The 23812-nt window shown below is 58.5% G+C and carries 19 protein-coding genes and 2 pseudogenes; 6 read left to right on the forward strand and 15 right to left on the reverse strand.

Annotated elements, in window-relative coordinates:
* The first annotated feature begins 131 nt into the window (after positions 1 to 131).
* Positions 132 to 2021 carry a sigma-54-dependent Fis family transcriptional regulator gene (locus tag FHL16_RS05830; RefSeq protein ID WP_077747712.1) on the forward strand — a complete coding sequence of 630 codons (1890 nt, stop codon included), beginning with the start codon at positions 132 to 134 and terminating at the stop codon, positions 2019 to 2021.
* Positions 2022 to 2323: 302 nt separating this feature from the next.
* Here FHL16_RS05830 and FHL16_RS34350 read toward each other — a convergent pair whose 3' ends face one another.
* The 12 genes and pseudogenes from FHL16_RS34350 to xylA form a co-directional block, all read right to left on the reverse strand.
* Positions 2324 to 2644, reverse strand: a complete 321-nt coding sequence (locus FHL16_RS34350; RefSeq protein ID WP_077747713.1) for a hypothetical protein — start codon at positions 2642 to 2644, stop codon at positions 2324 to 2326.
* A gap of 116 nt (positions 2645 to 2760) precedes the next feature.
* Positions 2761 to 3729 carry an EamA family transporter gene (locus FHL16_RS05840; protein WP_077747714.1) on the reverse strand — a complete coding sequence of 323 codons (969 nt, stop codon included), beginning with the start codon at positions 3727 to 3729 and terminating at the stop codon, positions 2761 to 2763.
* Positions 3730 to 4305: 576 nt separating this feature from the next.
* Positions 4306 to 5844, reverse strand: a complete 1539-nt coding sequence (locus FHL16_RS05845; protein WP_077747715.1) for a cryptochrome/photolyase family protein — start codon at positions 5842 to 5844, stop codon at positions 4306 to 4308.
* A gap of 25 nt (positions 5845 to 5869) precedes the next feature.
* Positions 5870 to 6175, reverse strand: coding sequence for a DUF6482 family protein (locus FHL16_RS05850; RefSeq protein WP_010460813.1), 306 nt, complete (start codon positions 6173 to 6175; stop codon positions 5870 to 5872).
* 14 nt (positions 6176 to 6189) lie between these two features.
* Positions 6190 to 6900: an SDR family oxidoreductase gene (locus FHL16_RS05855; protein ID WP_077747716.1), complete on the reverse strand. Its 711-nt coding sequence runs from the start codon at positions 6898 to 6900 to the stop codon at positions 6190 to 6192.
* A 35-nt stretch (positions 6901 to 6935) separates the two neighbouring features.
* The gene (gene folE / locus FHL16_RS05860) at positions 6936 to 7496 is read right to left on the reverse strand and encodes a GTP cyclohydrolase I FolE (protein WP_010460809.1); all 561 of its coding nucleotides are present in this window, start codon (positions 7494 to 7496) and stop codon (positions 6936 to 6938) included.
* A gap of 145 nt (positions 7497 to 7641) precedes the next feature.
* The gene (locus FHL16_RS05865) at positions 7642 to 8106 is read right to left on the reverse strand and encodes a thiol-disulfide oxidoreductase DCC family protein (protein ID WP_077747867.1); all 465 of its coding nucleotides are present in this window, start codon (positions 8104 to 8106) and stop codon (positions 7642 to 7644) included.
* Positions 8107 to 8426: 320 nt separating this feature from the next.
* A pseudogene (locus FHL16_RS34355) lies at positions 8427 to 8596 on the reverse strand (aldehyde dehydrogenase (NADP(+))); the annotation flags it as partial.
* Between the two features lie 210 nt (positions 8597 to 8806).
* Positions 8807 to 9943 (reverse strand): sugar ABC transporter permease, encoded by a 1137-nt coding sequence (locus tag FHL16_RS05875; RefSeq protein ID WP_077747717.1) that lies wholly within the window; start codon positions 9941 to 9943, stop codon positions 8807 to 8809.
* On the reverse strand, positions 9943 to 11499 hold the full coding sequence (gene xylG / locus FHL16_RS05880; RefSeq protein ID WP_010460802.1) for a D-xylose ABC transporter ATP-binding protein: 1557 nt from the start codon (positions 11497 to 11499) through the stop codon (positions 9943 to 9945). Before xylG ends, FHL16_RS05875 begins: the two co-directional genes overlap by 1 nt.
* A gap of 99 nt (positions 11500 to 11598) precedes the next feature.
* A pseudogene (gene xylF, locus FHL16_RS05885) lies at positions 11599 to 12583 on the reverse strand (D-xylose ABC transporter substrate-binding protein).
* 168 nt (positions 12584 to 12751) lie between these two features.
* On the reverse strand, positions 12752 to 14068 hold the full coding sequence (xylA, locus tag FHL16_RS05890; RefSeq protein ID WP_077747718.1) for a xylose isomerase: 1317 nt from the start codon (positions 14066 to 14068) through the stop codon (positions 12752 to 12754).
* A gap of 179 nt (positions 14069 to 14247) precedes the next feature.
* Here xylA and FHL16_RS05895 point away from each other — a divergent pair, with 179 nt between their 5' ends.
* Positions 14248 to 15423, forward strand: a complete 1176-nt coding sequence (locus FHL16_RS05895; protein WP_077747719.1) for a XylR family transcriptional regulator — start codon at positions 14248 to 14250, stop codon at positions 15421 to 15423.
* Positions 15424 to 15530: 107 nt separating this feature from the next.
* Here the strand turns inward: FHL16_RS05895 and FHL16_RS05900 are convergent, their stop codons facing one another.
* Positions 15531 to 17108, reverse strand: coding sequence for a GMC family oxidoreductase (locus tag FHL16_RS05900; protein ID WP_077747720.1), 1578 nt, complete (start codon positions 17106 to 17108; stop codon positions 15531 to 15533).
* Between the two features lie 63 nt (positions 17109 to 17171).
* Positions 17172 to 17945, reverse strand: coding sequence for an alpha/beta hydrolase (locus tag FHL16_RS05905; protein WP_077747721.1), 774 nt, complete (start codon positions 17943 to 17945; stop codon positions 17172 to 17174).
* A gap of 88 nt (positions 17946 to 18033) precedes the next feature.
* On the opposite strand from FHL16_RS05905, the gene FHL16_RS05910 reads away from it, so the two are divergent.
* Positions 18034 to 19473 carry an HD domain-containing phosphohydrolase gene (locus FHL16_RS05910; protein ID WP_077747722.1) on the forward strand — a complete coding sequence of 480 codons (1440 nt, stop codon included), beginning with the start codon at positions 18034 to 18036 and terminating at the stop codon, positions 19471 to 19473.
* A gap of 61 nt (positions 19474 to 19534) precedes the next feature.
* On the opposite strand, the gene FHL16_RS05915 is transcribed toward FHL16_RS05910, so the two are convergent.
* Positions 19535 to 20452, reverse strand: coding sequence for a LysR substrate-binding domain-containing protein (locus FHL16_RS05915; RefSeq protein ID WP_077747723.1), 918 nt, complete (start codon positions 20450 to 20452; stop codon positions 19535 to 19537).
* A gap of 105 nt (positions 20453 to 20557) precedes the next feature.
* On the opposite strand from FHL16_RS05915, the gene FHL16_RS05920 reads away from it, so the two are divergent.
* From FHL16_RS05920 to FHL16_RS05930, 3 genes are all read left to right on the forward strand, one after another.
* Entirely contained in the window at positions 20558 to 20890 is a 333-nt protein-coding gene (locus tag FHL16_RS05920; RefSeq protein WP_077747724.1) for a nuclear transport factor 2 family protein, read from the forward strand.
* Positions 20884 to 21660 (forward strand): SDR family oxidoreductase, encoded by a 777-nt coding sequence (locus tag FHL16_RS05925; RefSeq protein ID WP_077747725.1) that lies wholly within the window; start codon positions 20884 to 20886, stop codon positions 21658 to 21660. Before FHL16_RS05920 ends, FHL16_RS05925 begins: the two co-directional genes overlap by 7 nt.
* Positions 21661 to 21877: 217 nt before the next feature.
* Entirely contained in the window at positions 21878 to 23662 is a 1785-nt protein-coding gene (locus FHL16_RS05930; protein ID WP_077747726.1) for a SulP family inorganic anion transporter, read from the forward strand.
* Positions 23663 to 23812: the final 150 nt, after the last annotated feature.

A 23812-nucleotide genomic window follows, 5' to 3' on the forward strand; every position in this document is an offset into this window, starting at 1 on the left:
TTCGCAGATCTGTCACGATTCTGAAAATGGTGGATGACAGAGTGTCACTCGGTGCAAAAAGCGCTGGTTGCGATCTTTTCATATAAGCTGCGAACAGACCCGTGTCCTAACCGTAACGGAGAACAAGAATAATGAAGCCGGCCTTGATCAACGCCCATGCACAACAAGTGCTGCAAGCCGTGCAGGGTACTCACGCCACCCATGGCCCTATTGCTGACTTGGCTATCACACGATCCTGGCGCCGGTGCCTGGATCAATATCAGCTCGATCCTGCCAGTCGCCGCGCACCTAACGTGGTTGAGCATCCACGCTTGCAGGATCACCGCGCGCCACTGGAACACATCATCGCTGTGGCTCACTGGCAGATGAGCAACTTGCACCAACAGCTCGGACGTGATGGCCACGTGGTGCTACTCACCGACGCTCGCGGTGTGGCGATCGACAGCGTGTTCAATGACTCCGAACGAGCCGAATTGCAGCGTTCCGGACTTTGGCTCGGTTCGGTATGGAGCGAGGATTGTGAGGGAACCAACGGTGTCGGCACCTGCCTGGTCGAGCGACAGCATGTCACTATCCGTCGTGATCAACATTTCCGTGGCAAGCATGCCGGCTTAACCTGTTCGGCCAGCCCGATATTTGATGCGAGCGGAGAGTTGCTCGCCGTTCTTAACCTCTCTTCTGTGCGAGAAGAACAAGGTCTTCAGCAGCACTTCAAAGCAATGGCATTGACCAACCTGACGGCCCATTTGATCGAGAGCTGTTATTTCCTGGGGCATGATCCGCAGCGATACTTGCTGCGCTTCCACCCGGAGTCCGGCTACGTCGGACTGTTGGGGGAGGGGTTGCTCAGTTTCGACGAGAGCGCTTGTATCTGTTCAGTCAATCATGCGGCGCTCGAGCTGCTGGGCCTCAGCCGTGAGCAGGTGGTTGGGCAATCTCTGACGATGCTGTTGGAGACACCTCTCGATCAGGTGATGAGTCAGGCCAGCTCGCAGCCAAGTGTCTGCTGGCCAATGCGGCTGCTGGACGGACGCCAGCTCTACGGACAGTTGCGAGAACCCTTACGCCGAGTGCCTTCCGGCACTCCTGCAATCCCCAAAATTGACGACGGGCAAGTGTGTCTCGAAGATCCGCGCTTGCAACGCGGCTTTGCTCGCGCATTGCGTGTTTTGGAGCGTGACGTACCCGTGTTTTTACAAGGTGAAACCGGTACAGGCAAAGAAGCTTTTTCTGCTGCGCTGCATCGCGCCAGCTCCAGGGTTAGCCAGCCGTTTGTAGCGATCAATTGCGCGGCCATTCCAGAAACGCTGATCGAGAGCGAGCTGTTCGGTTATCACGGCGGCAGCTTTACTGGCGCACGCAAGGACGGAATGATCGGTAAGCTGGAGCAAGCCCATGGCGGCATTCTATTTCTCGATGAGATCGCCGATATGCCCCTGGCGTTGCAGACTCGCCTGCTGCGGGTGCTGGAGGAACGTCAGGTGGTGCCCCTAGGCGGCGCGACGGCACGTCCGCTCGATATTCGCCTTATCAGTGCCAGCCACCAGGATCTGCACACCTGTGTGGTCGAAGGGCGTTTTCGCGAAGACTTGTTTTATCGCATTGCCGGTTTCTCCGTGCAGCTCCCACCGTTACGTGAGCGTTCAGACAAGGGTCGTTTGCTCGACCTTCTACTGCGCGAAGAGACAAAAGATGCAAGGATTCGGCTCGAGGCCGGAGTTAGAGAGCGTTTGCTGACGCATCCTTGGCCGGGTAATGTCCGGCAGCTGCGTACGTGTCTGCGCACACTGATAGCGTTGTCGATGGAGGGACGTGTCACTCTGGAGGACTTGGCGGAGTTGCTACCGGCCGTTCCAGCCGTGTTAGCCGAAAACCCACTTGGAGTGTCCGAACGGCAAACACTGCTAACGTTGATTGAGGCGGAACATTGGCACATCGCTCATGTCGCCGCCCGCCTGGGGATCAGCCGTAATACGCTCTACCGCAAACTGCGCCAGCATGGTATTTCGCGCCCCGGTTGAATGCCGAACCGCTGTGTCTGACTGACGTCTTGAAGGGTACCGGCCAAGTGATGTCGGTTTGAGTACATAAGCCCCAGACGTCTATTTTCCTGACTACCCGGGCAGTGCGGACGGCCGTAGGTTCTGGCAGCACTTGGCAGGGCAAGTAAATACGTGAACGTTTTGTGAGGCGCAACAAGCAATCACAGGAGGTCTGGCTGGAGGCGGGCTACAACCCGGACCGGGGCGCAGATAATCGTGTCGAAGGCGTGCTCAAATTGGCCACTGGCATCACCACTCAGATATTGACCTTGAACCGGCAGTTATTCGGCTTCATGAAGCGAGCTGAACCACTCCGCATACGGAGTATTCGTCACCCGGTACCTGTTGAGGTCAGGACTATCATCTTCCCACCAGACAGGGCCCCGTTCACCGAGCGCTACCTTGGCCTTTTGCACCTTTTCCCGAGCCAGCTTCGTTTGCGATGCGTCTCCCGAAGCCTTAGCTTTCTTCACCTCACGTCGAGCTGCCATGAGCTCATCTACGAGACTCTGCCGCACATCCTCCTTAAGCGATGGATTAGAACATCGCCACAGCTGCCCTTTGACAACAAAGTAACGACCGTCAGGTGTTACTGGGTTCATTCCACACCTCCGATCTTCCAAAGGGCGCTCGTTCAATGAAGTCACAATGGATGACTACCTAAGTTCTCGGGTAGGACGGCGGTTACGTTGTTTAACCCCAAGCAGTATCCCTGCTATTAGCACTGTGCCCGTCGCGCTTTTTCGTCAGCCTTGATAGCTGATGTGCGATACGTCAGCAAAACGATACAGGTGACCACAATCGCCCCACCCAGAACCTGCCCCGCACTGAGCATCTGATCCAGCACAATCCAGCCCATCAGCAACGTCGCCAGCGGCTCGATGTTCATTACCGGCGCATTGCGTGGCATGTCCAGCCGAGGCACCAAAATAAACAGTACGATAAAACCCGTGCCGTACAGCACCACCAAGGTGGCAAGGGCCAACCATCCGGTTGACGTCGCGGGCAGATTTAGTCCGCCTGGAAGGGCGCCAGCCAACCCCGCAAGATTGACGCTGCCGAATACGATAAAAATGGTCAACAGACTGCGCACCGAACCACGTACCTGAGACAACTTGTGGTCAGTAATCCACAGCGCGCATGCGAACACGCTGGCGGCGCAGAACGCGAACGCGACGCCCAGCAGCCATTCTTGGCTGACGTTGTTCGTGGTCGACACACGCCCGGGGACATCCAACACAAACACCAGCCCAACCAGAATCAAACCCATCAACGTAGCGGTGCGTGCAGTCGGTCTTGGGCCACCCACTACCCAGGTGAGCAACGCCAGCAAGATAGGAAATACGTTGGCCACCAGCAGCGCCAGCGCCACTGGGATCCGTGCTACAGCGGAGTACAGACACAGGCTCTGCACGGTAATCAGAAGGCCCAACAGCAACTGCCAGTGCCAGGTACCCGGCGGCGGACGCAGACTTTGTTTTTGCCACAACACCAGAATGGCGAGCACCAGCAAGGTCCCGCCAGAACGCATCAAAATCGCCAACAACACACCCGCGCCATCATCAAAAGCAACCCGTGCCGCCACATGGTTACCGGCGAACGCGCAGCCCATGCACAAAAGTATGATCACGGCGAGATGGCGGGGGAAGGGCGGCGGTATGGTTTGGGCATACGTAGGGCGGGGCATGGCAGGTCTCGAAGAGTGATAGGCCGACTCAGGTGGCGGGGGCATTTTTATAATGTTGTCGTACAACTGGATTGGTTTGTATCGTATTCGAGTAGGCCGGGCAAGAGGGTTTCGAGCGTTGCAGGCTCTGGTATCGCGTTGGAGGGGTGATTTTTTGCTTCTTTGGTTAATGATTGGAGATCGTATGACTAGGGTGCGCAGGCCTATTCCGACCATATTTTTGCTGGTTATGGCGATAAAAATGTTCGGCCAGACGAGAGCCTTTCAGGCCCTCTCCAATTGCCATACATCTTTAAACTAGCTATTCGCTTGAGGACTTGCTTGTCCGTTGCTTACCTTGAACCGATCCACGCTGCTCGACGCAAAGCGTGAGTTCCATGATGGCGGCCTCAAAGGCAAACTGGTTTTGATAGATCTTGAGTAGCAGGGAAGGGAGCAGATCTGAATTTGGCATCGCGAATCCTCCGTCGAAGAGATCGGCGTAGCAGCACGAAAGTTTTTAGGACTGGAAGATCTTTCTAGTAGGGCAGAGCAATCCGCAGACCGCACAGGTTTTGATCGGTAGTTCACTCTTCTTCAAAACGACTCCCCGGCATCCAGTTTGGCGAGCAGCTTCTGGCCACGATCCCAGAGTGCTTGCTGCTTGGATTCAGTCATACGATCGAGGTTTTTATAGACCATGCCCATGCGCTGGTTGCTGCGCAAAAGGTCGCCGTGACGCATTAGAAAATGCCAGTAAAGCGAATTGAAAGGGCAGGCGTCGTCCGTCGTGCTTTCACTGACTTTGTACGCGCAGTTACGGCAGTAGTCGGACATACGCTTTATATATTGGCCACTGGCGCAGTAAGGCTTGGAGCCCAGGTAACCACCATCGGCATGCATGACCATGCCCAATGTATTGGGTAGCTCGACCCAGTCGAATGCGTCCATGTAGATCGCCAGGTACCAGTCGCAAATCTGGGGCGGCGCGATGCCGGCCAGCAGTGCAAAGTTGCCGGTCACCATCAGCCGCTGAATGTGGTGGGCATAGGCATGTTTCAAACTTTGGCCAATCGCCTGGCCCATGCAGTTCATCTTGGTGTCGCCTGTCCAATAGAACTCTGGAAGCGGCCTGCTGTTGCCAAAAAGATTGCCGCCGGCGTAGTCGGGCATTTTCAGCCAGTAGACGCCCCGTACATATTCACGCCAGCCAATGAGTTGACGGATAAAGCCTTCGGCAGCGTTTAATGGAATGCTGTTCGCCCAGTAAGCAGCCTCGACGTCGCTGCACAATTGACGCAGATCCAACAGGCCAATATTCAGCGCGGCGCTGATCCGCGCGTGGAACAGGAAGGGTTCATCACTGGCCATCGCATCCTGGTAGTCGCCGAAGGCTGCCAAACCCCAGTCAAGGAAGTAGTCCCACAGCGCTTGGGCATCGGCGTGAGTCACCGGGTAGTCAAAGGTGTCGAGGGCGCCGTAGTGGCTGGAAAAGTTTTTTGCAACCAGCGCCAGCACGTCCTGGGTGATGGCATCGGCCGAAAAACGGAGGGGTGAGGGGGCTCTAACGCCTTTAGGCAGTGCCTTGCGATTTTCGGCATCAAAGTTCCAGGCGCCGCCGACCGGGCTGCCATCGCCGTTGAGCAACAAGCCACTCTTGCGTCGCATCTCGCGGTAGAAGAACTCCATGCGCAGCTGCTTTTTGCCTTCGGCCCAGGATGCAAATTCGAATCGGGTGCAGTAAAAACGGGTATCGGTATGCCACTGAATCGCCAAGCCGCAATCTTTGAGCGACTGCTCCAGGCGCCAGTCACCGCATTCTGTCAGGTGCAACTCATCCGGCTGCAGCAGCGACTGCCAGCGCCGTAACTCGCCCGGCACCGAGCCGCTATTTTGCGGATCATCGAGCGTGACGTATTGCACGCGAATGCCACGCTGCTGCAATGCCTCAGCAAAATGGCGCATGGCACTGAAGATCAGTGCGATTTTTTGCGGGTGATGGGGCACATGACTGGCTTCCTCCATCACTTCGACCAGTAAAACCGTATCACGCTCGCTGTCCAGCCCCTTCAATGAGGCCAGGTCAAAGGACAACTGGTCGCCCAAAACCAGGCATAGTCGGTGAGTCTTATTCATTCGACAGAGTCCAACGGAAGGTGACTCACCAAGGCGCAGTCAGCGAGAAAGGAATGCGTAACGGCTCAATGCGCCCTTCACGTGAGCCGCACATCTCGTCATGGACGCACTGCTGCACAAGCACGCAGGGGAATGGCGGGACAAACTGCAACAACTCACGCAGGTGATTGATGGAGCGAAGGTGCATAGGCTTCGCTGTATCGTCCAGCAGCGTGAATTGGCCGTGATCCAGCCCGACTCGCGCCAGATAAAAACCGCCTTCCAGAGACAGCAGCTCCAACTCTCGTACTTCGCCATTGGCGGCCCGTTCGGTCAACGCTTGCAGATTCAAGGTTCACTCCCTGCCTACCACGGTAGGCGTTCTCCGTTATAAGCAAAGAAATTGCCGCTGTCGGCAGGCGCCAAGCGGTCAATCAGTGATAACAATTCGCGGGCAGCGAGGCTTGCAGGCCTGGCGGCAGAAGCGCCTTTAAAGGGCTGGGACAGGCCCGAAATGACCGTGCCTGGATGAAGACTCAGCAAACGGGTCTGAGGGCGTGTTCGGGCTAGTTCAATCGCAGCCGTTTTAATCAACATGTTCAACGCTGCCTTGGAGGCGCGATAGGCATACCAGCCGCCCAGACGGTTATCACCGATGCTGCCCACCTTGGCGGAGAGCACTGCCATCGCACCACGAGGGTCAAGCAAGGGCAGGAAGTGACGCAAAATCAGTGCAGGCCCGAGTGTGTTGACTTGGAATATCGCCTGAAGCGCATCCGCTTCAATAGAGGTGTAACTTTTTTCAGGTTTGATGTCTTCGCGATGAAGCAGACCGGCAGCATGCAAAATCAACTGATACGGGGCTTCTTCGGCTAATTCGGCGGCTGCGCTGGCGATGCTGTCGGGCTTTTCCAGATCCAATCCTGGAGCACTATTGCGCCCCAGCTCACGAACAAACGAGCATCGTGGATCTTCGTTGAGCAACTCACAAAACGCCGCGCCGAGCGCTCCACTGGCGCCTATCACCAAGGCGCGGTAGCCGTAGCCGAGTGAGTTCATCTCAAAGGAACTGTTCATTTTGCCTCTCCCACACCTTGTGCAGATTTTGGGCCTTAACTGCGTCGCCCAATCAGTTGCAGGAACTCGAGACGCGTAGCGGATGACTCGCGAAAGGCCCCCAGCATCACTGAGGTCGTCATCACCGAGTTTTGCTTTTCCACGCCCCGCATCATCATGCACATGTGCTTTGCCTCAATGACCACGGCCACGCCGGCCGCATCGGTGATGTGATGGATGGCATCAGCAATTTGTTTTGTGAGGTTTTCCTGGATCTGTAAGCGGCGGGCGAACATATCGACGACTCGGGCGACCTTTGATAGACCCAGTACCCTTCCTGTGGGGATGTACGCGACATGAGCCTTGCCGATGAAGGGCAGCAGGTGATGCTCACACAACGAATACAGCTCGATATCGCGCACGATGACCATTTCATCGTTTTGCGATTCGAACAGGGCACCGTTGGTCACGTCTTCCAGACTCATCGTGTAACCGTTGCAAAGGTATTGCATCGCTTTGGCTGCGCGCTTGGGCGTGTCCAGCAGTCCTTCACGCTCAGGGTTCTCGCCTACGGCGACGAGAATTTCACGGTAATGCTTGGCTATTGATGGGTTCATTTAGACTCCTCGCAGCCATGCTGCGCTTCATGTGGCGGCAATCCTTGGCAGTAGGGGAGTGCCTGCTGCGCACCAGAAAACACGTTGTGCACCCGATCAGCTATGACCCAGGTTCTTCGTCGGGCCAATGTCAAAGCGAAGCGTTCTAGGGCTGCTTTGTTTTCAACGTGGGCCGCTCGTCTGGTGCGGGTTTTGACTCCGGCACCCCACAACGGTCATCCACACAGCGACGGCGGCCATCAGGGTGAGGAAGCCATGCCAAATGGGGGCGTAAGCGGCAGAAGCAGCGATAACCTAAAGCAAGCAGCGGTCGGATGGCACGCCATGTCAATGGCGCAGCCCAAAACCCCAGGCCTGCGGCTCGCCAGCTCCACAAGGTGGCGTCCAGACCGGTTACCCAGCGGCCATCGGCGAAACGGGCGTGCAGCGAGGACTGCATTTGCTCGAAAGTGAACCCGAGTGCCTTGGCGTCGAACGCACCGCTGCTGATGTCAATAAAAAGCAGTCGACTCTCTGTGGCGTGTCGATTCAGGATTTTGATTTCACGCGCACACAGTGGACATTGACCGTCGAAGTACAGCGTCAGTGGCCAATCCTTTTTATTGTACATTTCTAGCGACCTTGTATAGGTTTTGTACAAGATATGCTGAAAGAAAAGGACTGACAATGGGCACGATTCATTTGGCTGTTACGCTCAAACTGGAAGAGCGGCTGGTGTTCATTCGAAGGCTGCACTTTTCCCCGAGCATTTTGAGCAGGTTCGTCAATGGGAGTCCGGAATTTGCGCATCAGGTCAAGGCGCAATTGCCAGGCTAGATGGACAGCATTGAAACCGCGCTCAGGAGCCTGGCGCTCATGTGCTACGTGTAATGTGCGATACCGTAAATCCGCCGGGCTTCATGAATCGCCTTGGTGAATCCCCCCGAAAATCAGGGCTTGCTGCAGTTGGTGCCGGTCATTAACCGCAACGACGACGACCACCGGGCCAAACACCTCGTGCTGAAGTAACTCGTCATTGTTGATCAGTAGCTCAGCGTCGGCTTCGAAAGCTGTGGATGAGCCTGGCTACCTTCTTGATGATGGCCTGCTCGATGGTGAATTTGACCAATTCCAGACGGATCCACCGCAAATGGCGTCTGCCTCTGTCCTAATCTTGAATACTCAGTGCTTGCCAGCTGAACCTCCCTCGACAAGATCAACGACCCTAAATTGCTTGGGCGGTTATGTTCGGCATTGAAAGAGGGAGGCTTCGGCTTGAGAAAAAGGGCTTATGTCCAATGCGGTCGTGAATGATTTCATCCCGCAGCGGATCAGCGTCGTCCGGTCCGGGTGCTCACGTCTATCCATACGGCCAACACCAAAATGCTGCCTTTGACGATCATCTGCCAGTAACTGTCGACGTCAAGCATGGACATGCCGTTGTCCAGGCTAGTAATGACCAGCGCGCCGAGGAGGGCACCGTAGACCGTACCGGAGCCCCCGCGCATGGAGGTGCCACCGATAAAGCATGCAGCGATGGCGTCGAGTTCGCCCATGCTGCCGGCCGAGGGCGAGCCGGCGGCCAGGCGCGCCGTGTTCACCACGCCGGCGAGCGCGCACATTACGCCCATGATGCCGAAAATCCAGAGCTTCACGGCTTGCACATTGATACCGGACAGGCGCGTTGCTTCCATGTTGCTGCCCACGGAATAGACGCGTCGACCGAAGACGGTCTGACTGGTCACGTAGCTGAACACACCCAGCAGAATCAGCAGAAGCAGAACCGGCACGGGGATGCCGTCATAGCTGTTGAGCGTTTGGACGAATCCGGCCAGCACTGCACCGATCAACAGCACTCGAAAAACGTCACGCGCCAGTGAATGTGGCGCCAGACCATGGAGCGCGCGATTGCGCCGTTGTTTCCAGGTCAGGAACAGCGTCAATGCGAACAGCAGAACGCCCAGGGCCATGCCCATCGTGTGTGGCAAATAACCCTGGCCAATGTAGACAAACTCCGGCGACACCGGGGCGATGGTCGTGCCACCGGTAAGCCCCAGTAAAATGCCGCGAAAAGCCAGCATGCCCCCCAGCCCCACGATGAAAGACGGGATGCGCAGGTACGCGGCCATGTAGCCGTTGGCAAGACCGATCAGCAGTCCGCACAGGGCGACAAGGCTGAGATTCGCCAGCAGCGGTATGTGGTAGATCACGTCGAGGATGGCCGCCACCCCACCGAGCAAGCCCAGCAATGAGCCGACCGACAAATCGATCTCGCCACTGATGATGACCAGCACCATGCCGCAGGCAAGAATCCCGGTGATGGACATCTGCCGCAGCAGATTGGACAGGTTGCGCGGTGTTAGAAATCCGCCCTCGGTCTGCCAGCTGAAGAACATCCATATCATTGCCACGGCAACCAGCAGCGCGAGCATTTTGTAGCGGGTAAAAAGTTGTTTGACCTGATTCATTACGCGGGTATCCGATCATTATTGTTATAGCCACCAGATTGACTGAGTGCGGCGGCGAGCACCTGTTCCTGGGTGAGTTCGCGGTTGATGAAGTCGCCACGCAACTGCCCCTCGCCGATGACCAATACTCGGTCGGACACACCTAGCACCTCGGCCAGCTCCGAGGAAACCATGATGATCGACACGCCTTCGGCCGCCAGCGCTCCCATCAACTTGTAGATTTCGTACTTGGCGCCGACATCCACACCCCGGGTGGGCTCATCGAGGATCAGGACCCGGGGTTTGGTCAGCAGCATCTTCGCCAGCACGGCTTTTTGCTGATTGCCGCCGGAGAGACTGGTAATCGGCAGGAACGGGCTCGCGGTATTGAGGTGCAAGCGCGATATTTCCCGATCGATGCAACCTAGCTCGGCTTCGGCATCAATGCGGGTCAGTTTCGAGTAACCGTCCAGCACGGCCAGGGTGATGTTCTGGCCGACGCCCAGGTCTGGAATGATGCCTTGGCGCTTGCGGTCCTCGGGTACCAGGCACAGGCCGGCACGGATTGACTTGAGCGGCGTGCGGGTATCGATGGGTTGGCCGTCCAGCCAGACCTCGCCTTCATGACGGCCGGGGTAGGCGCCAAACAGCGCGGTCACCAGTTCTGTACGGCCGGCGCCGACCAGGCCGGCAATTCCGAGGATTTCCCCACGTTTGAGAACGAACGAAATATCGTCGACCCGTTTGCGTTTGGGGCTATCGACGTCGTAGCAGGTGATGTGACGGGCCTCGAAAATCACGTCGCCGATGTCGTGCGGCTCGGTAGGGTAGAGGTTGCTCATTTCCCGTCCGACCATCTGGGTGATGATCTGCGCAATGTCCATGTCCGCCATGGCGGTCGTGGCGATGTGCTTGCCGTCACGGATCACTGAAATGGTGTCGCACACGGCGGCCACTTCGTCGAGCTTGTGGGAGATGTAGACGCAGGCAACACCCTTGGCCTTGAGGTCGCGGATGATGTCCAGCAACACTTCGATTTCTGAGCGGGTCAGGGCCGATGAAGGCTCGTCGAGGATCAGCAGGCGCGCTTGCTTGTTCAGTGCCTTGGCAATTTCCACCAGTTGCTGATAGCCGCCGCCGTACTGCGAAACCGGTAGCGACACGTTCATGTCCGGCACTTTCAGTTCACGCATCAAGGCTTCGGCACGGTGGATCATCGCCGGGTAATTCATGCGTCCACCGGGCAGCGTCAGTTCATGGCCCATGAAAATGTTCTCGGCCACCGACAGGTCGGGAACCAGCGTCAGTTCCTGGTGAATGATGACGATACCGGCGGCTTCGGTTTCGCTGATGGATTGGGCCTTGAGCGGTTGACCATCCCAGAGAATTTCGCCGTCCCAGGTGCCATGGGGGTAGACCGCCGAAAGGATTTTCATCAGTGTGGACTTGCCGGCGCCGTTCTCGCCGCACAGTCCAACGCACTCACCCGGCCTGACTTTGATGTCGATTCCATTGAGCGCTTTGACACCGCCGAAGGTTTTGACGATACCGTTCATTTGCAGCAGATAATCGGGCATGGCAGAGACTCATGAGCGTGAGGTATGTGGCTGACACTGCAGGAACCAGGGGCTGGCCGGGCTCCCGCAGCGGGCCGTTGAGACGTTACGCTCTGCTGTTCATTTCCCGGCAATCTGTGCCTTGGTGTAGAACCCGTCCTGCTCCAGCAGGTCAATGTTGTTCTTGGTCAACGGGGTTGGCGTGAGCAGGATGGTGTCCACTTTTTTGCTGCCATTGTCGTACTGCGAGCTATAGGCGGGTTTCTCGTTACGCGCCAGTTGTACCGAGAGTTTGGCGGCTTCGGAGGCGATGAGTTTCAGCGGCTTATACACGGTCATGGTTTGAGTGCCATCGATCACTCGCTTGACCGCTGCAAGGTCCGCGTCTTGCCCAGAAATCGGCACCTTGCCAGCCAGTTGCTGAGACGCCAATGCCTGTATGGCGCCGCCTGCCGTGGCGTCGTTGGAGGCAACGATGCCATCGATTTTGTTGTCGTTGCGGGTCAAGGCGTTTTCAACAATGCTCAGCGCTTCGGTCGGGCTCCATTCCTTCACCCATTGTTGGCCAACAATCTTGATGTCCCCCTTGTCGATGGCCGGTTGCAGGACTTTCATCTGCCCTTCGCGCAGAACTTTTGCGTTGTTGTCGGTGGGCGCGCCACCCAGCAGAAAGTAATTGCCCTTGGGCGCTGCTTGCAGCACGCCGCTGGCCTGCATTTCGCCGACCTTTTCGTTGTCGAATGAAATGTACGCGTCGATATCGGCGTTGAGAATCAGACGGTCATAGGACACAACCTTGATTCCGGCCTTCTTCGCTTCGGCGACGGCGTTGGTCAGGACGGTGGCATTGAACGGCACGATGACGATCACATCGACGCCGCGGGAAATGAGGTTTTCGATTTGCGAGATCTGCTTTTGCTCGTTGCCATCGGCCGATTGTACGAAGACCTTGGCGTCCATTTTATCTGCTGCCGCGACAAAATAATCGCGGTCCCGTGACCAGCGCTCCAGCCGCAGATCATCAATGGAGAAACCGATTTTCGGGTGGGCGGCATCGGCCCAGAGCCAAGGCGCCGGCCAATAGCGTGCGTTTTACGTTCTTCATGGTGGTGCGTCCTTTTATTGTTGTTGGAAAGACACTGCCTGATGATGAGTATCGGGCTGGTAGGACTGTAGAGAGTCGGCAGGCGTTGCGGACACAGATTTGTCGCGTAAATGTCACAGCCCCGCTGCCCGCTGCCCGCTGCCCGCTGCCGGCTGACTTCGCTGGCGATCAGCGATAGATGAACCGGTTGACGACGTTCTCGAGCATCTCCTGCCTGCCGCTGACGGCTTGCGGGTTCAGCTCGTTAGCGAATGCATGTTCGGCCAGTGACTGGAGGTTGAAGTCACCCGTCAGCACCGCCTGCCCGAACGGCTGCTGCCAGCCGGAGTAGCGTTGATCCTTGAGTTGCTGCAGTCGGTCGTCCTGAACCATGGCGGCTGCCCGTTCCAGGGACAGGGCAAGAACGTCCATTGCACCGATATGGCCATGGAACAGATCAATCTCATCGAGGCTCTGGCGGCGGACCTTGGAGTCGAAGTTGTATCCGCCATTCATGAACCCGCCTGCCTTGAGAATTTCATAGGTCACCAGGGTCATTTCTTCGACGCTGTTGGGGAACTGGTCGGTGTCCCAACCGTTTTGCGGATCACCGCGGTTGGCGTCGATGCTGCCGAAAATGCCCAGCGTGACGGCCGTCGCAATCTCGTGATGAAAGCTATGGCCTGCCAGGGTTGCGTGGTTGGCCTCGATGTTGACTTTGATTTCCTTTTCCAGACCGAACTGCTGGAGAAAGCCGAAAACGGTCGCGCTGTCGTAATCGTATTGGTGCTTGGTCGGTTCCTGCGGCTTGGGCTCGATCAGCAGGTCGCCTTTGAAGCCGATCTTGTGCTTGTGCTCGACCACCATGCGCATGAAGCGGCCCAGTTGTTCGCGTTCACGTTTCAGATCGGTATTGAGCAAGGTTTCGTAACCTTCGCGACCGCCCCACAACACGTAATTGGAGCCTTTCAGGCGTTGGGTGGCGTTCATGGCGCTGAACACCTGAGCGGCGGCGCAGGCAAACACTTCGGGGTCCGGATTGCTGGCGGCACCGGCGGCAAAGCGTGGGTTGCTGAAACAGTTGGCGGTTCCCCACAGCAGCTTGATTGCGCTGTCTTCCTGATGTCGCTCCAGGTGATCAACCATTTGCGCGAAGTGGTGGCGGTACTCCTTCAGCGAATTGCCCTCCGGGGCGACATCCGTGTCGTGGAAGCAGTAATAGTCGATACCCAGTTTGGAGAAAAACTCGAACGCGGCGGCCGCCTTGTCAATGGCCACCTCCATCGGGTCGCCGGTGTGTTGCCACGGGCGCTTGAAGGTTGCTGCACCGAACACATCGGACCCTGGCCAGACGAAGGTGTGCCAATAACAGGCAGCCATGCGCAGGTGTTCACGCATGGGTTTGCCGAGGATGACTTTGTCGGCGTCGTAGTGTCGGAAGGCGAGAGGCGAGTTGCTGTCAGGGCCTTCGTAGCGAATCTGGTCGACGTTGGGGAAGTACGGCATCAGGCAAATGTCCTTGTTGTTCTTGGCGGTGTCCCGATACTAACAACGGCCCCGTTACCGCTGATTACGAAAATCATCAACACAGGGTGCGATTTTGAGTATTGAGATTCGTCGACCGGGCGCCTAGTCTGTGCCAATCGCCGTCCAGGACGGCTTGCCTCCAGACCATAATAAAAACAATGAAAACCGTACCTCCCGTGCACCGCATCGCGCTGCTGTTCAACGGCAGCAAGATCTATGACCGCGGCATCATCAGCGGCATCGGCAATTACCTGAGCAGCACCCGTGCCTCTTGGGACCTTTTTCTGGAGGAGGATTTTCTCTGTCGCCTGAAAGGCATCGAACGATGGCAGGGGGATGGGATCATTGCCGACTTCGACGATCCGCTGATCGGTGAGGCGTTGGCCGGCATCGAGTTACCGGTGGTGGCGGTGGGTGGTTCCTACGAGGATGAGCGCGCCTATCCGAAAGGTATCCCGTATGTGGCCACCGATAACGACGCCTTGATTACCCTTGCTTACAAGCACTTGATCGAGGCAGGGCTGACACGTTTTGCCTGCTTCAGCCTGCCGGAAGCGCAGGCCAACCGTTGGGCGCAGGAACGGGAAAAATCCTTTCGACGATTGATGCAACGCGATGGTCTGCACGCTGAGGTCTATCGGGGCATGGGCACCAGCGCGCCACTCTGGGACAGCGCCGTCGAGCAGCAGATCGACTGGCTACAAAGCCTGCCCAAACCCATTGGTATCATCGCCGTCAGTGACGCCCGCGCCCGGCAGCTGCTGCAAGCCTGCCTGACCGCCGGAATCGCCGTCCCGGAGGAGGTGGCACTGATTGGCATCGACAACGACCCGTTGACCCGCTGCTTGACCCGGGTCCCCCTGAGTTCGGTCATCCAGGGCACCGAAACCATGGGGCGCACAGCTGCGCGATTGCTGCACCAGATGCTGCACGGCATGCCCTCCACCGGCATGCACATCCTGATACCCCCGGATGCGATCAACGTGCAGGTCTCGAGTTTGCACCAACCCTTGGGCAACCCATATGTCATGCAAGCCCTGCTGTTCATTCGCCAATATGCCTGCCAGGGCATCAAGTCCGCGCAAGTGGCGGCCTACGTGGGGGTGTCTCGCTCATCGCTGGAATCGCACTTTCGCGATGTGCGAGGCTGCAGCGTCCACGACGAGATCCTGGGTTTCAAACTGGCAGCCGCCACTAACGGGCTGGAGAACACTGATTCAGCCATCGCCGACATCGCGCGCAGTTGCGGCTTCAAATCGGCGCAGTACCTGCACACCGTTTTTCGCCGCGAGTTGGGGTGCACGCCCCGTGAATACCAGCAGGGCGCCAGATAGCGACGCGAGGCGTGTTTGGTCAATTGCTGTGGGGGGCGACCGTCAATTGCCTCCCTTTCTTTGCAAGGTCGGCGATACCGCCGCCCGCTGTCAGTGTTCTCATTGCCTTATCCGAGTGGCGCTGTGACCGGAGCGATCACTCCATGCGCCGCGAGGATGAGATCGGCGGCTCGCTCGCCAATGACGACGCAAGGAGCCATGGTGTTGCCGACGGTGATGCGCGGCATGATCGAGGCATCGGCGATCCGCAATTTTTCGATGCCGTACACGCGGAGTTGATGGTCGACCACCGACATCGCATCTCGGCCCATTTTCGCGGTGCAGGACTGGTGCCAGTAGGACACTGCAGAATTGCGGATGAACTGCTCCATGGCGCGGTGATCTTTTGGCCCGGGGACCACCTCGCGCTTTACCAACCCATTGAAGGCTTCGCTGTTGCCGATTGCCCGGCAGAGGTCGATCGACGCAAACGCCGACGCAATGTCCTCGGGTGCGCTCAGCGAGTTCGGCTCAATCAGCGGTGCATCCAATGGCCCGGCGCCCGATAGGCGCAAGCGTCCTCGACTGAGAGGCCTGGCCAGCCCTGCGAACGTCGTCCAACCCTGTTGCGGCGGCGGGATACCCACTTCAGCCGGGGAGGGCACCGCAAATTCAAGCTGACAGTGCAGCAGGTCTGGGGAGTCCAGGCGACTGTCGCTTTTCCAGTACACAGTGGTTTCACAACCACCGCCGCCCACAGCTTGGGGTCGCAAGTATTCCCAGGTACAGGCAAAGGCAATATGGTCCTGAAGATTCTGACCCACGCCGGGAAGGTGACTGATCGGAACGATGCCATGGGTGCGCAGTTCGCGCTCCGGGCCGATTCCTGACTGCATGAGCACCTTGGGCGTATTCACTGCGCCCAGGGACAAGACGACTTCGGCTTCGGCATAGAAGCAGTGGCGTTGACCTTCGATGATCACTTCGACACCGACCGCCCGTGAGCCGTCAAGAAGAACACGGGCCACCAATGCGCCGGTGAGAACCGTCAGATTCGGTTGGTTCAGCAGTGGCCGGATATAGGAATCGAAAACGGACTCGCGCCTGCCCTGATTGATGCGCAGATCGGTGATCGCGGCCCCGCCCGGGCCTTCCATCATCGCGCCGTTGGGACTGTCATATCGGGGAATACCGAGACGGCTGGCCGCTTCCAGTATTGCCTTGGCGAGGGGCTGAGGCGTAGCCGGCTGCTCGACATGCACGGGACCACCAGAACCCCGCCGTGCGGCATCCGGGCTGCCGTGCCAGTTCTCGATCCTCCGGTAATAATCCAGTACCGAATCGTATCCCCAGGCAGCGTCGCCGGACTCGGCAGCGAAGTGATCCCAGTCCGATCGATGCCCGCGTGCCCAGACCATCACGTTGATGCTGGATCCACCCCCGAGCCCCTTGCCCATGTTCAAGGAAAGACGACGACCGTTGAGGTGGGGATTGGCTTGTCCTTCGAATGCCCAGTCGCGCTCCGAACCGAGGTTCAGCGGCCACTGCGCGGGTTCTACAACCTCTGGGCCGTTGTATTCGTTGCCTGCTTCAATCAATAACACGCGTGCGTTGGACTGTTGGGCAAGGCGGGCAGCAACCACGCAGCCCGCCGTGCCTGCGCCACACACGATGAAGTCGTAGTTGCGCTCACTCAGATGATTCATGCGTCCGTTCCGTATCGATGCAGCGGTTGAGTTCAGGGTTATCAGTGGCGCCGCACGCAGCAATCACTGCTCGCCGACTTTTTTCACTGCCTCGAGAATCACCTTGGCCACTTCGGCTGGCTGCGACTGCTGGGGAACATGGCTGGTGCGCAGCTCCGCCAGGGTGGCGCCGATGCGCTTGGCGGCAGAGCGCTGGACATCGGGATGGATCATCCGGTCCTCGGTGGCGAGCAGATACCACGACGGTTTGGTCTTCCAGGCCGAAACGGTCGTTTTATCCTCGAACGCGGAGGCTTTGATGGGGCCTTGCGTCGCGGTCATCACGGCGGTCTGCGTCGCAGGGAGGTCCTGGGCGAAGTCCTTGGCCATGCCTTCTGGCGTCAAGTAGAGGAAACCGTTGCCGTCAGCCTTGATCTGGCTGATGCCCGGAGGCGTGGGCGCGCCTTTTCCTTGCTCGCCGCTTGTTTGACCGGCATCAGGCGCAAAGGCGGCGACGTACACCAGGGCGCGGACTTTTTCGTCGCTGCCGGCCTGAGTAATCACGGTGCCGCCCCAGGAGTGACCGACCAGAACGACCGGGCCCGGCTGATTGTTCAAGGTTCTTTGCGTCGCGGCGACGTCATCGGCAAGCGAGGTGAGCGGGTTTTGCACGACCGAAACTGCAACCCCTTTGGCCTGAAGAAGCGGCACGACCTTGGCCCAATCGGAGCCGTCGGCGAATGCGCCGTGTACGATGACCACCGAAGGCGTTGTATCTTTGGCCTGACTGACACCCGCGACCAATGTGCTTGCAAGGGCAAAGGCGACGGTGGCGGCTTTCGATCTGAATGTTTTCATTGCATCAGCTCCTGTGTGGGAGCTCAAATTCTGCTGACTGGCCTGCTTCGTGGGCATCGGTCATTTATCCGACCCAAGGCATTTTTTCATGGATAGCGCGTTGCACCTGGACATCTCATTGAGCGGAGCGTTGCGGGCGATCGGCCAGGTCGGGGACCTCAGCATGGGACAGCCTCTCGGGCATTCCCGACGCGTTGCCGCACTGGCGCGGAGGTTGGCGCAGGCCGCACACGGCGAGGGCGAGCATCAGAGGGTAGCGGAGCAGGTCGCCTTGCTGCGCTGGTCAGGTTGCACCGCCAACGCCGAAGGGTTTGCAAATTTGCTGGGTGATGACGTCGATGGCCGCCGTGCGATGCTCGATCTGACCCTGAGCAAAGAGAAAATGAACGCGGTGCATCAGGCGGTCCCGCTTGCCGTGGTGCACTGCGAGGTCTCTGGCGAAGTCGCGAGAACCCTCGAACTGGGTGCCGCTGTCGAGGCCGGCTTGTGCGGCGTATTCGAAACCTACGATGGGACTGGCCGACCGCTGGGCCTGACCCATGAACACATTCCGGAGGTCGCCTATCAGGTGGTGCTTGCAGGTGATCTGGATATTCTCAGTCGAGCACATGGCCTCGACGCGGCGCTGCGCTGGATTCGCGACCAGTCGGATCGGCGTTATCCCGCCTCCCTCGCGTCGTTGCTCATGGATAACGCCAGGGAGTGGCTGGCAGACCTGGAAGGCCTCTCGCAACACCCGGCCGACGCGCAGGCCGAACGTTCGGTCTCGCTGACATTAGTGGGGGACGTGATTGACTTGAAGCTACCCTGGCTGGCGGGGCACTCGCGACGGGTGGCGCATGTCGCGATGGAGGCTGCACGTTCGTGGGGGCTAGGTGAACCCTCCCTGACTGCGATCGGCAAGGCAGCGCTCGTTTACGGTCTCGGCCGGGCAGCCGTTTCCAACCAGCTCTGGAATACCGCCGGGGCGCTTTCTTATAGCGCCGTGGAGCGGGTGCACCTCGTCCCCTACTGGACGCAGCAGGCGCTGAGGCCTATCAGTGAGCTGGCCGTGTCTGCGGAGATTGCAGCCCATGCTTACGAACGGCTGAATGGCAGTGGTTATTTTCGAGGCGTGATGGGTGATGCACTGTGTGCCGAGCATCGACTGTTCGCCACCTCCGTGGCGTGGGTCGCACTAAGGGAAGCCCGGCCATGGAGGACGGCCTATGGCGAATCGGAGGCGGCCAGTCTGCTCGCACAGGATGCCGCCGGTGGCTTGTTCGACAAGGATGTTTGTGACGCGGTTATCGCCGCTGCCCGTGGCGAGCGTCGGACTCATCAGCCGAAGGGCTCGTTACTCACCGCACGCGAGTGTGACGTGCTCCTGGAAATCAGCCGCGGCGCTAGTAACAAGCAGGTGGCGCGACTGCTGGACATCAGTCCGAGCACTGTTCGCACCCACATGGAAAGCATATTTCGCAAATTGGAATGCTCGACCCGAGCCGCCGCGACCCTGAAAGGATTGACGCTGGGTTTGATCGCCTGATGCCGAGTAGCGCCAGGTTAATCAGTGCGTGAGGCTCGTTTGTACAATCGATGGGCGACGTTTACGCGGGTCCATCTTTGGCGGGCGGATTGGCGCGAGCCAGGGCGATGAATGCCTTGATCGCGGCGGAGGGGTTGCGGCGGTTAGGGTAGTACAGGCAGAGCTTGTCTCTGGGGGGCGTCCAATCGTCCAATACCCGCTCGAACTGTCCGGCCGCGATTTCATCCCGGACGTCCTGCTCCATGAAAAAGCCGAGCCCCATGCTTTCCTGCACCGCTGCTTTGACGACGCTCGGTTCATCAAGCGTGAGCGGCCCGCTCACATCGAGCCTGGTCACTTCTCCATCTCGCTCGAAATGCCACGGGAAAATCGCCCCATTGGGCAGACGGACACGCACGCACCGATGGTTGAGCAGATCAGGCGGTGTCCGTGGCCTGCCGTATTGGTCGAAGTACGCCGGTGTACCGACCACGGCGTACCGTTGCGGCAGGCCGAGGGGGATCACGATCATATCGCTCGGCACGAGGCTCGCGGAACGTACGCCGAAATCGAAGCCATCAGCGACGATATCCACCAGGCGGCCTTCGGTGACAAGGTCGATGTGTACTTTCGGATGATGCCGCAAGAATTCCACCACCAATGGCAGGAGTGCTGCTCGAGCAGCGCTGGCGAACGCATTGATGCGCAGCGTACCCGAAGGGCCGGCATTGTGAGATCGCACCGCGTCGAGCGCCGCGCGCAAATCCTGCAGGGCCGGCCCCACCTGCTCCAGAAAAATCCTGCCGGCCTCGGTGACGGCCACGCTGCGGGTCGTGCGATTGAACAACCGCGTTTCGAGGCCTGCTTCCAGTTTAGCGATGGTGCTGCTTAACGCGGTGGTTGAGACATTCAGATCGATGGCGGCTTGTCGAAACGAAGCCCTGCGGGCAACCGCTATAACAGCGTCCAGCTCGCTCAGGCCTAAACGAGGGTCTGACATGAATTGTCCTGGATTATGGGATAGGTCATAAAGTTTATCCCAGTTGAGCAAACTATCAGTCAGGTCGCAAGATCACTCCAGGTAATCCATCCAGGAGATCAACAAATGAGCCTTAAGCTTCCCGTCGCCGTTGAGACGTACTTCGATGTCAGCAATGGTGGCGACCTATCACAACTTGCGAGCTGCTTCTGCTCGCATGCCAGGGTGTTCGATGAAAACAAAACGCATGAAGGCATTCAGGCCATCGACGTCTGGCAGAAGGAGGTCCGGCGGGCTTTCTCTTTTGAAGTCCAACCTTTGCAGGCAATGCAGGGGGAGGGCAGGCTGACCGTCATTGCACGGCTTACCGGCCGTTTTCCCGGTAGCCCGGTCCAGCTGAGTCACGTCTTCACGCTGGAGAGCGATCGCATAGCCTCCTTGGAGATCACGCCATGCTGAACCTTGGCTTGAGTGGTAAGCGAGTCCTCGTCACCGGAGGCACCAAGGGCATCGGGAAAGCTGTAGTCGACCTGTTTCTGGCCGAGGGCGCGAAGGTGATTACCTCTGCTCGGGAGCCAAACAGTGCCCTGCCGGATGGCCTGTTGGTTCTGGCCGATCTTTCGACCCGGGAAGGCTGTGATGCAGTCATCGCCGCGACCCGACAGCGACTGGGCAGTGTGGACATCATCATCCATGTCCTGGGTGGTTCGTCGGCACCTGGCGGCGGCTTCGCTGCACTGGACGAAGAGCAGTGGCAACGTGAGCTCAATCTGAATCTGTTTCCGGCCGTGCGCCTGGATCGTGCCTTGCTCCCGGATATGCTGGAGCGAAAGGAAGGGGTCATCGTCCACGTGACCTCCATCCAGAGTCGGCTGCCTCTGCCGGACGCTACGACAGCCTACGCAGCGGCCAAGGCTGCGCTTTCGACTTACAGCAAGAGTTTATCGAAAGAGGTTTCGCCCAAAGGCGTCCGTGTTGTCCGGGTTTCGCCGGGCTGGGTTGAAACCGAAGCCTCGGTCGCATTGGCCGAGCGACTCGCGCAGGAGGCAGGGACTGACTATCAAGGCGGCAAGCAGATCATCATGGAAGCACTAGGGGGCATCCCGCTCGGGCGCCCATCGACGCCGTCAGAGGTTGCCGACCTGATTGGCTTTCTGGCTTCGCCTCGAGCCTCATCTATCACGGGCAGTGAGTTTGTCATCGACGGCGGAACGGTGCCGACTGTCTAGCCGTCTTTTTCGCGCGAATTTGCCGAATGCCGAAACCAGCGACCAGCGCGTGTTCACTGCCGGTGGACATTTGGCGGATGTCCGCTTGGCCGTTAGCTGCATTTCATCATTGGCAGCTACCGACCCCGGCATTCGCCCCCTCGGAATCGGGCATCAGGACGGGACAATTTGCCTGATTGAGCTACTGTCTAATCACATTACCGCAGGCCACAGCGCTATGAGCAATTCGGATTCTTTGCCTCCCGTCCCTGAACCGGGCCGGATTGCACGTCGCGGTGTCGGTAACGAAACCGGGTGGGGTCGCTGGCTTCCTGGACTTCGCACGCTACGCGGGTACCGGGTTGCCTGGTTGCGTCACGACATCATGGCCGGGTTGGTGCTCACCACGATGTTGGTGCCCGTTGGCATCGCCTACGCCGTGGCATCGGGCGTGCCCGGCATCTATGGCCTCTATGCGACCATCGTTCCTCTGATCGCTTACGCGTTGTTTGGGCCCAGCCGAATTCTGGTGCTTGGCCCGGATTCTTCACTGGCCGCCGTTATTCTCGCGGTCGTCCTGCCCCTTTCGGGCGGCGATCCACAACGCGCCATCGCACTGGCGGGCATGATGGCGATCGTTTCAGGAACGGTGTGCATCCTGGCGGGTATCATGCGCTTAGGGTTCATTACGGAGTTGCTGTCCAAACCGATCCGTTACGGGTACATGAACGGCATCGCGTTGACTGTACTCATCAGCCAATTACCCAAGCTCTTCGGTTTTTCGATTGAGTCAGACGGCCCGCTGAGAAACATATGGGCCGTCGTCACCGCGGTGATGGAAGGAAAGACCAACTGGACCGCGTTCATGATCGGCGCAGCCACCTTGATCGTGATCCTGCTACTCAAGGATTACAAACGCGTGCCGAGCATCTTGATTGCAGTGGCAGGCGCCACTGTCGCTGTCGGTATGCTGGACCTTGGTACACGCGCGGGAGTGTCGGTACTCGGTTCGCTTCCACAAGGTTTACCGGAGTTGACCATCCCCTGGATCACCCGAGCCGATATTATCCCCGTGCTCATCGGCGGCTGCGCCGTCGCACTTGTGTCGTTCGCCGACACCAGTGTGCTCTCTCGTGTCTATGCAGCACGGACCAGAACCCACGTCGATCCGAACCAGGAGATGGCAGGGCTCGGTTTTGCCAATCTGGCGGCCGGATTTTTTCAAGGCTTTCCGATCAGTAGCAGTTCCTCTCGTACCCCTGTCGCCGAAGCTACGGGCGCCAAAACCCAGTTGACCGGCGTTGTCGGCGCATTGGCCGTGGCCCTGCTGCTGATGGTGGGGCCGGACCTGTTGCAGAGTTTGCCCAGCAGTGCATTGGCAGCGGTGGTGATCGCGTCGGCCATCGGTCTGATTGAAGTCGCTGACCTGCGACGCATTTATCGCATCCAGCGCTGGGAGTTCTGGTTGTCGATCGTCTGCACTGTCGGCGTGGCTGTGTTCGGCGCAATCGAGGGCATCGGACTGGCCATCGTGGTCGCCGTCATCGAATTTCTGTGGGATGGTTGGCGGCCGTATTCCGCAGTGCTGGGACAAGCCAAGGGGGTCAAGGGCTACCACGATATCCAGCGCTATCCCGACGCAAGCCTCATCCCCGGCCTGGTGCTGTTTCGCTGGGATGCGCCGTTGTTTTTCGCCAACGCCGAGCTGTTCAATGACCGCGTGCTGGACGCAGTGGCGGCATCGCCAACGCCCGTGCGCTGGTTAGTCGTTGCAGCGGAACCCGTCACCAGTGTCGACGTCACTTCTTCCGACATGCTATTGGAGCTGGACGAAACCCTGCGCGCCGCAGGCATCAAGTTGTGCATGGCCGAGATGAAGGACCCGGTCAAAGACAAGCTGAAGCGATTCGGTCTTTTCGCGCGACTTGGCGAAACAGCATTCTTTCCCACCATTGACGATGCCGTCGACAGCTACCTGGTGATCCATTCGAGGGATGGGGCAGGGCAGGACGAGACACGCTGAGTGGCGATCGTGCTCGAGCGACTGCTATTGGGCCTGCAGCAGTCGCTTGCGAGTTGCAGAATCGGCGATAAGCGGTCCGCCTGCGTCCAGGGTGATGCCTCTGCATGCAGATAGGATCTCTGCCTATCGGCACTCCGACTTCCGCTACGA

Source organism: Pseudomonas sp. FSL W5-0299, from assembly GCF_005930655.1.
GTDB classification, from domain to species: domain Bacteria; phylum Pseudomonadota; class Gammaproteobacteria; order Pseudomonadales; family Pseudomonadaceae; genus Aquipseudomonas; species Aquipseudomonas mandelii.

Coding starts and splice junctions, on each gene's coding strand:
- FHL16_RS05830 (WP_077747712.1), top strand. CDS start 132: ATGAAGCCGGCCTTGATCAACGCCCATGCACAACAAGTGCTGCAAGCC.
- FHL16_RS34350 (WP_077747713.1), bottom strand. CDS start 2,644: ATGAACCCAGTAACACCTGACGGTCGTTACTTTGTTGTCAAAGGGCAG.
- FHL16_RS05840 (WP_077747714.1), bottom strand. CDS start 3,729: ATGCCCCGCCCTACGTATGCCCAAACCATACCGCCGCCCTTCCCCCGC.
- FHL16_RS05845 (WP_077747715.1), bottom strand. CDS start 5,844: ATGAATAAGACTCACCGACTATGCCTGGTTTTGGGCGACCAGTTGTCC.
- FHL16_RS05855 (WP_077747716.1), bottom strand. CDS start 6,900: ATGAACAGTTCCTTTGAGATGAACTCACTCGGCTACGGCTACCGCGCC.
- folE (WP_010460809.1), bottom strand. CDS start 7,496: ATGAACCCATCAATAGCCAAGCATTACCGTGAAATTCTCGTCGCCGTA.
- FHL16_RS05865 (WP_077747867.1), bottom strand. CDS start 8,106: ATGTACAATAAAAAGGATTGGCCACTGACGCTGTACTTCGACGGTCAA.
- FHL16_RS05875 (WP_077747717.1), bottom strand. CDS start 9,943: ATGAATCAGGTCAAACAACTTTTTACCCGCTACAAAATGCTCGCGCTG.
- xylG (WP_010460802.1), bottom strand. CDS start 11,499: ATGCCCGATTATCTGCTGCAAATGAACGGTATCGTCAAAACCTTCGGC.
- xylA (WP_077747718.1), bottom strand. CDS start 14,068: ATGCCGTACTTCCCCAACGTCGACCAGATTCGCTACGAAGGCCCTGAC.
- FHL16_RS05895 (WP_077747719.1), top strand. CDS start 14,248: ATGAAAACCGTACCTCCCGTGCACCGCATCGCGCTGCTGTTCAACGGC.
- FHL16_RS05900 (WP_077747720.1), bottom strand. CDS start 17,108: ATGAATCATCTGAGTGAGCGCAACTACGACTTCATCGTGTGTGGCGCA.
- FHL16_RS05905 (WP_077747721.1), bottom strand. CDS start 17,945: ATGAAAACATTCAGATCGAAAGCCGCCACCGTCGCCTTTGCCCTTGCA.
- FHL16_RS05910 (WP_077747722.1), top strand. CDS start 18,034: ATGGATAGCGCGTTGCACCTGGACATCTCATTGAGCGGAGCGTTGCGG.
- FHL16_RS05915 (WP_077747723.1), bottom strand. CDS start 20,452: ATGTCAGACCCTCGTTTAGGCCTGAGCGAGCTGGACGCTGTTATAGCG.
- FHL16_RS05920 (WP_077747724.1), top strand. CDS start 20,558: ATGAGCCTTAAGCTTCCCGTCGCCGTTGAGACGTACTTCGATGTCAGC.
- FHL16_RS05925 (WP_077747725.1), top strand. CDS start 20,884: ATGCTGAACCTTGGCTTGAGTGGTAAGCGAGTCCTCGTCACCGGAGGC.
- FHL16_RS05930 (WP_077747726.1), top strand. CDS start 21,878: ATGAGCAATTCGGATTCTTTGCCTCCCGTCCCTGAACCGGGCCGGATT.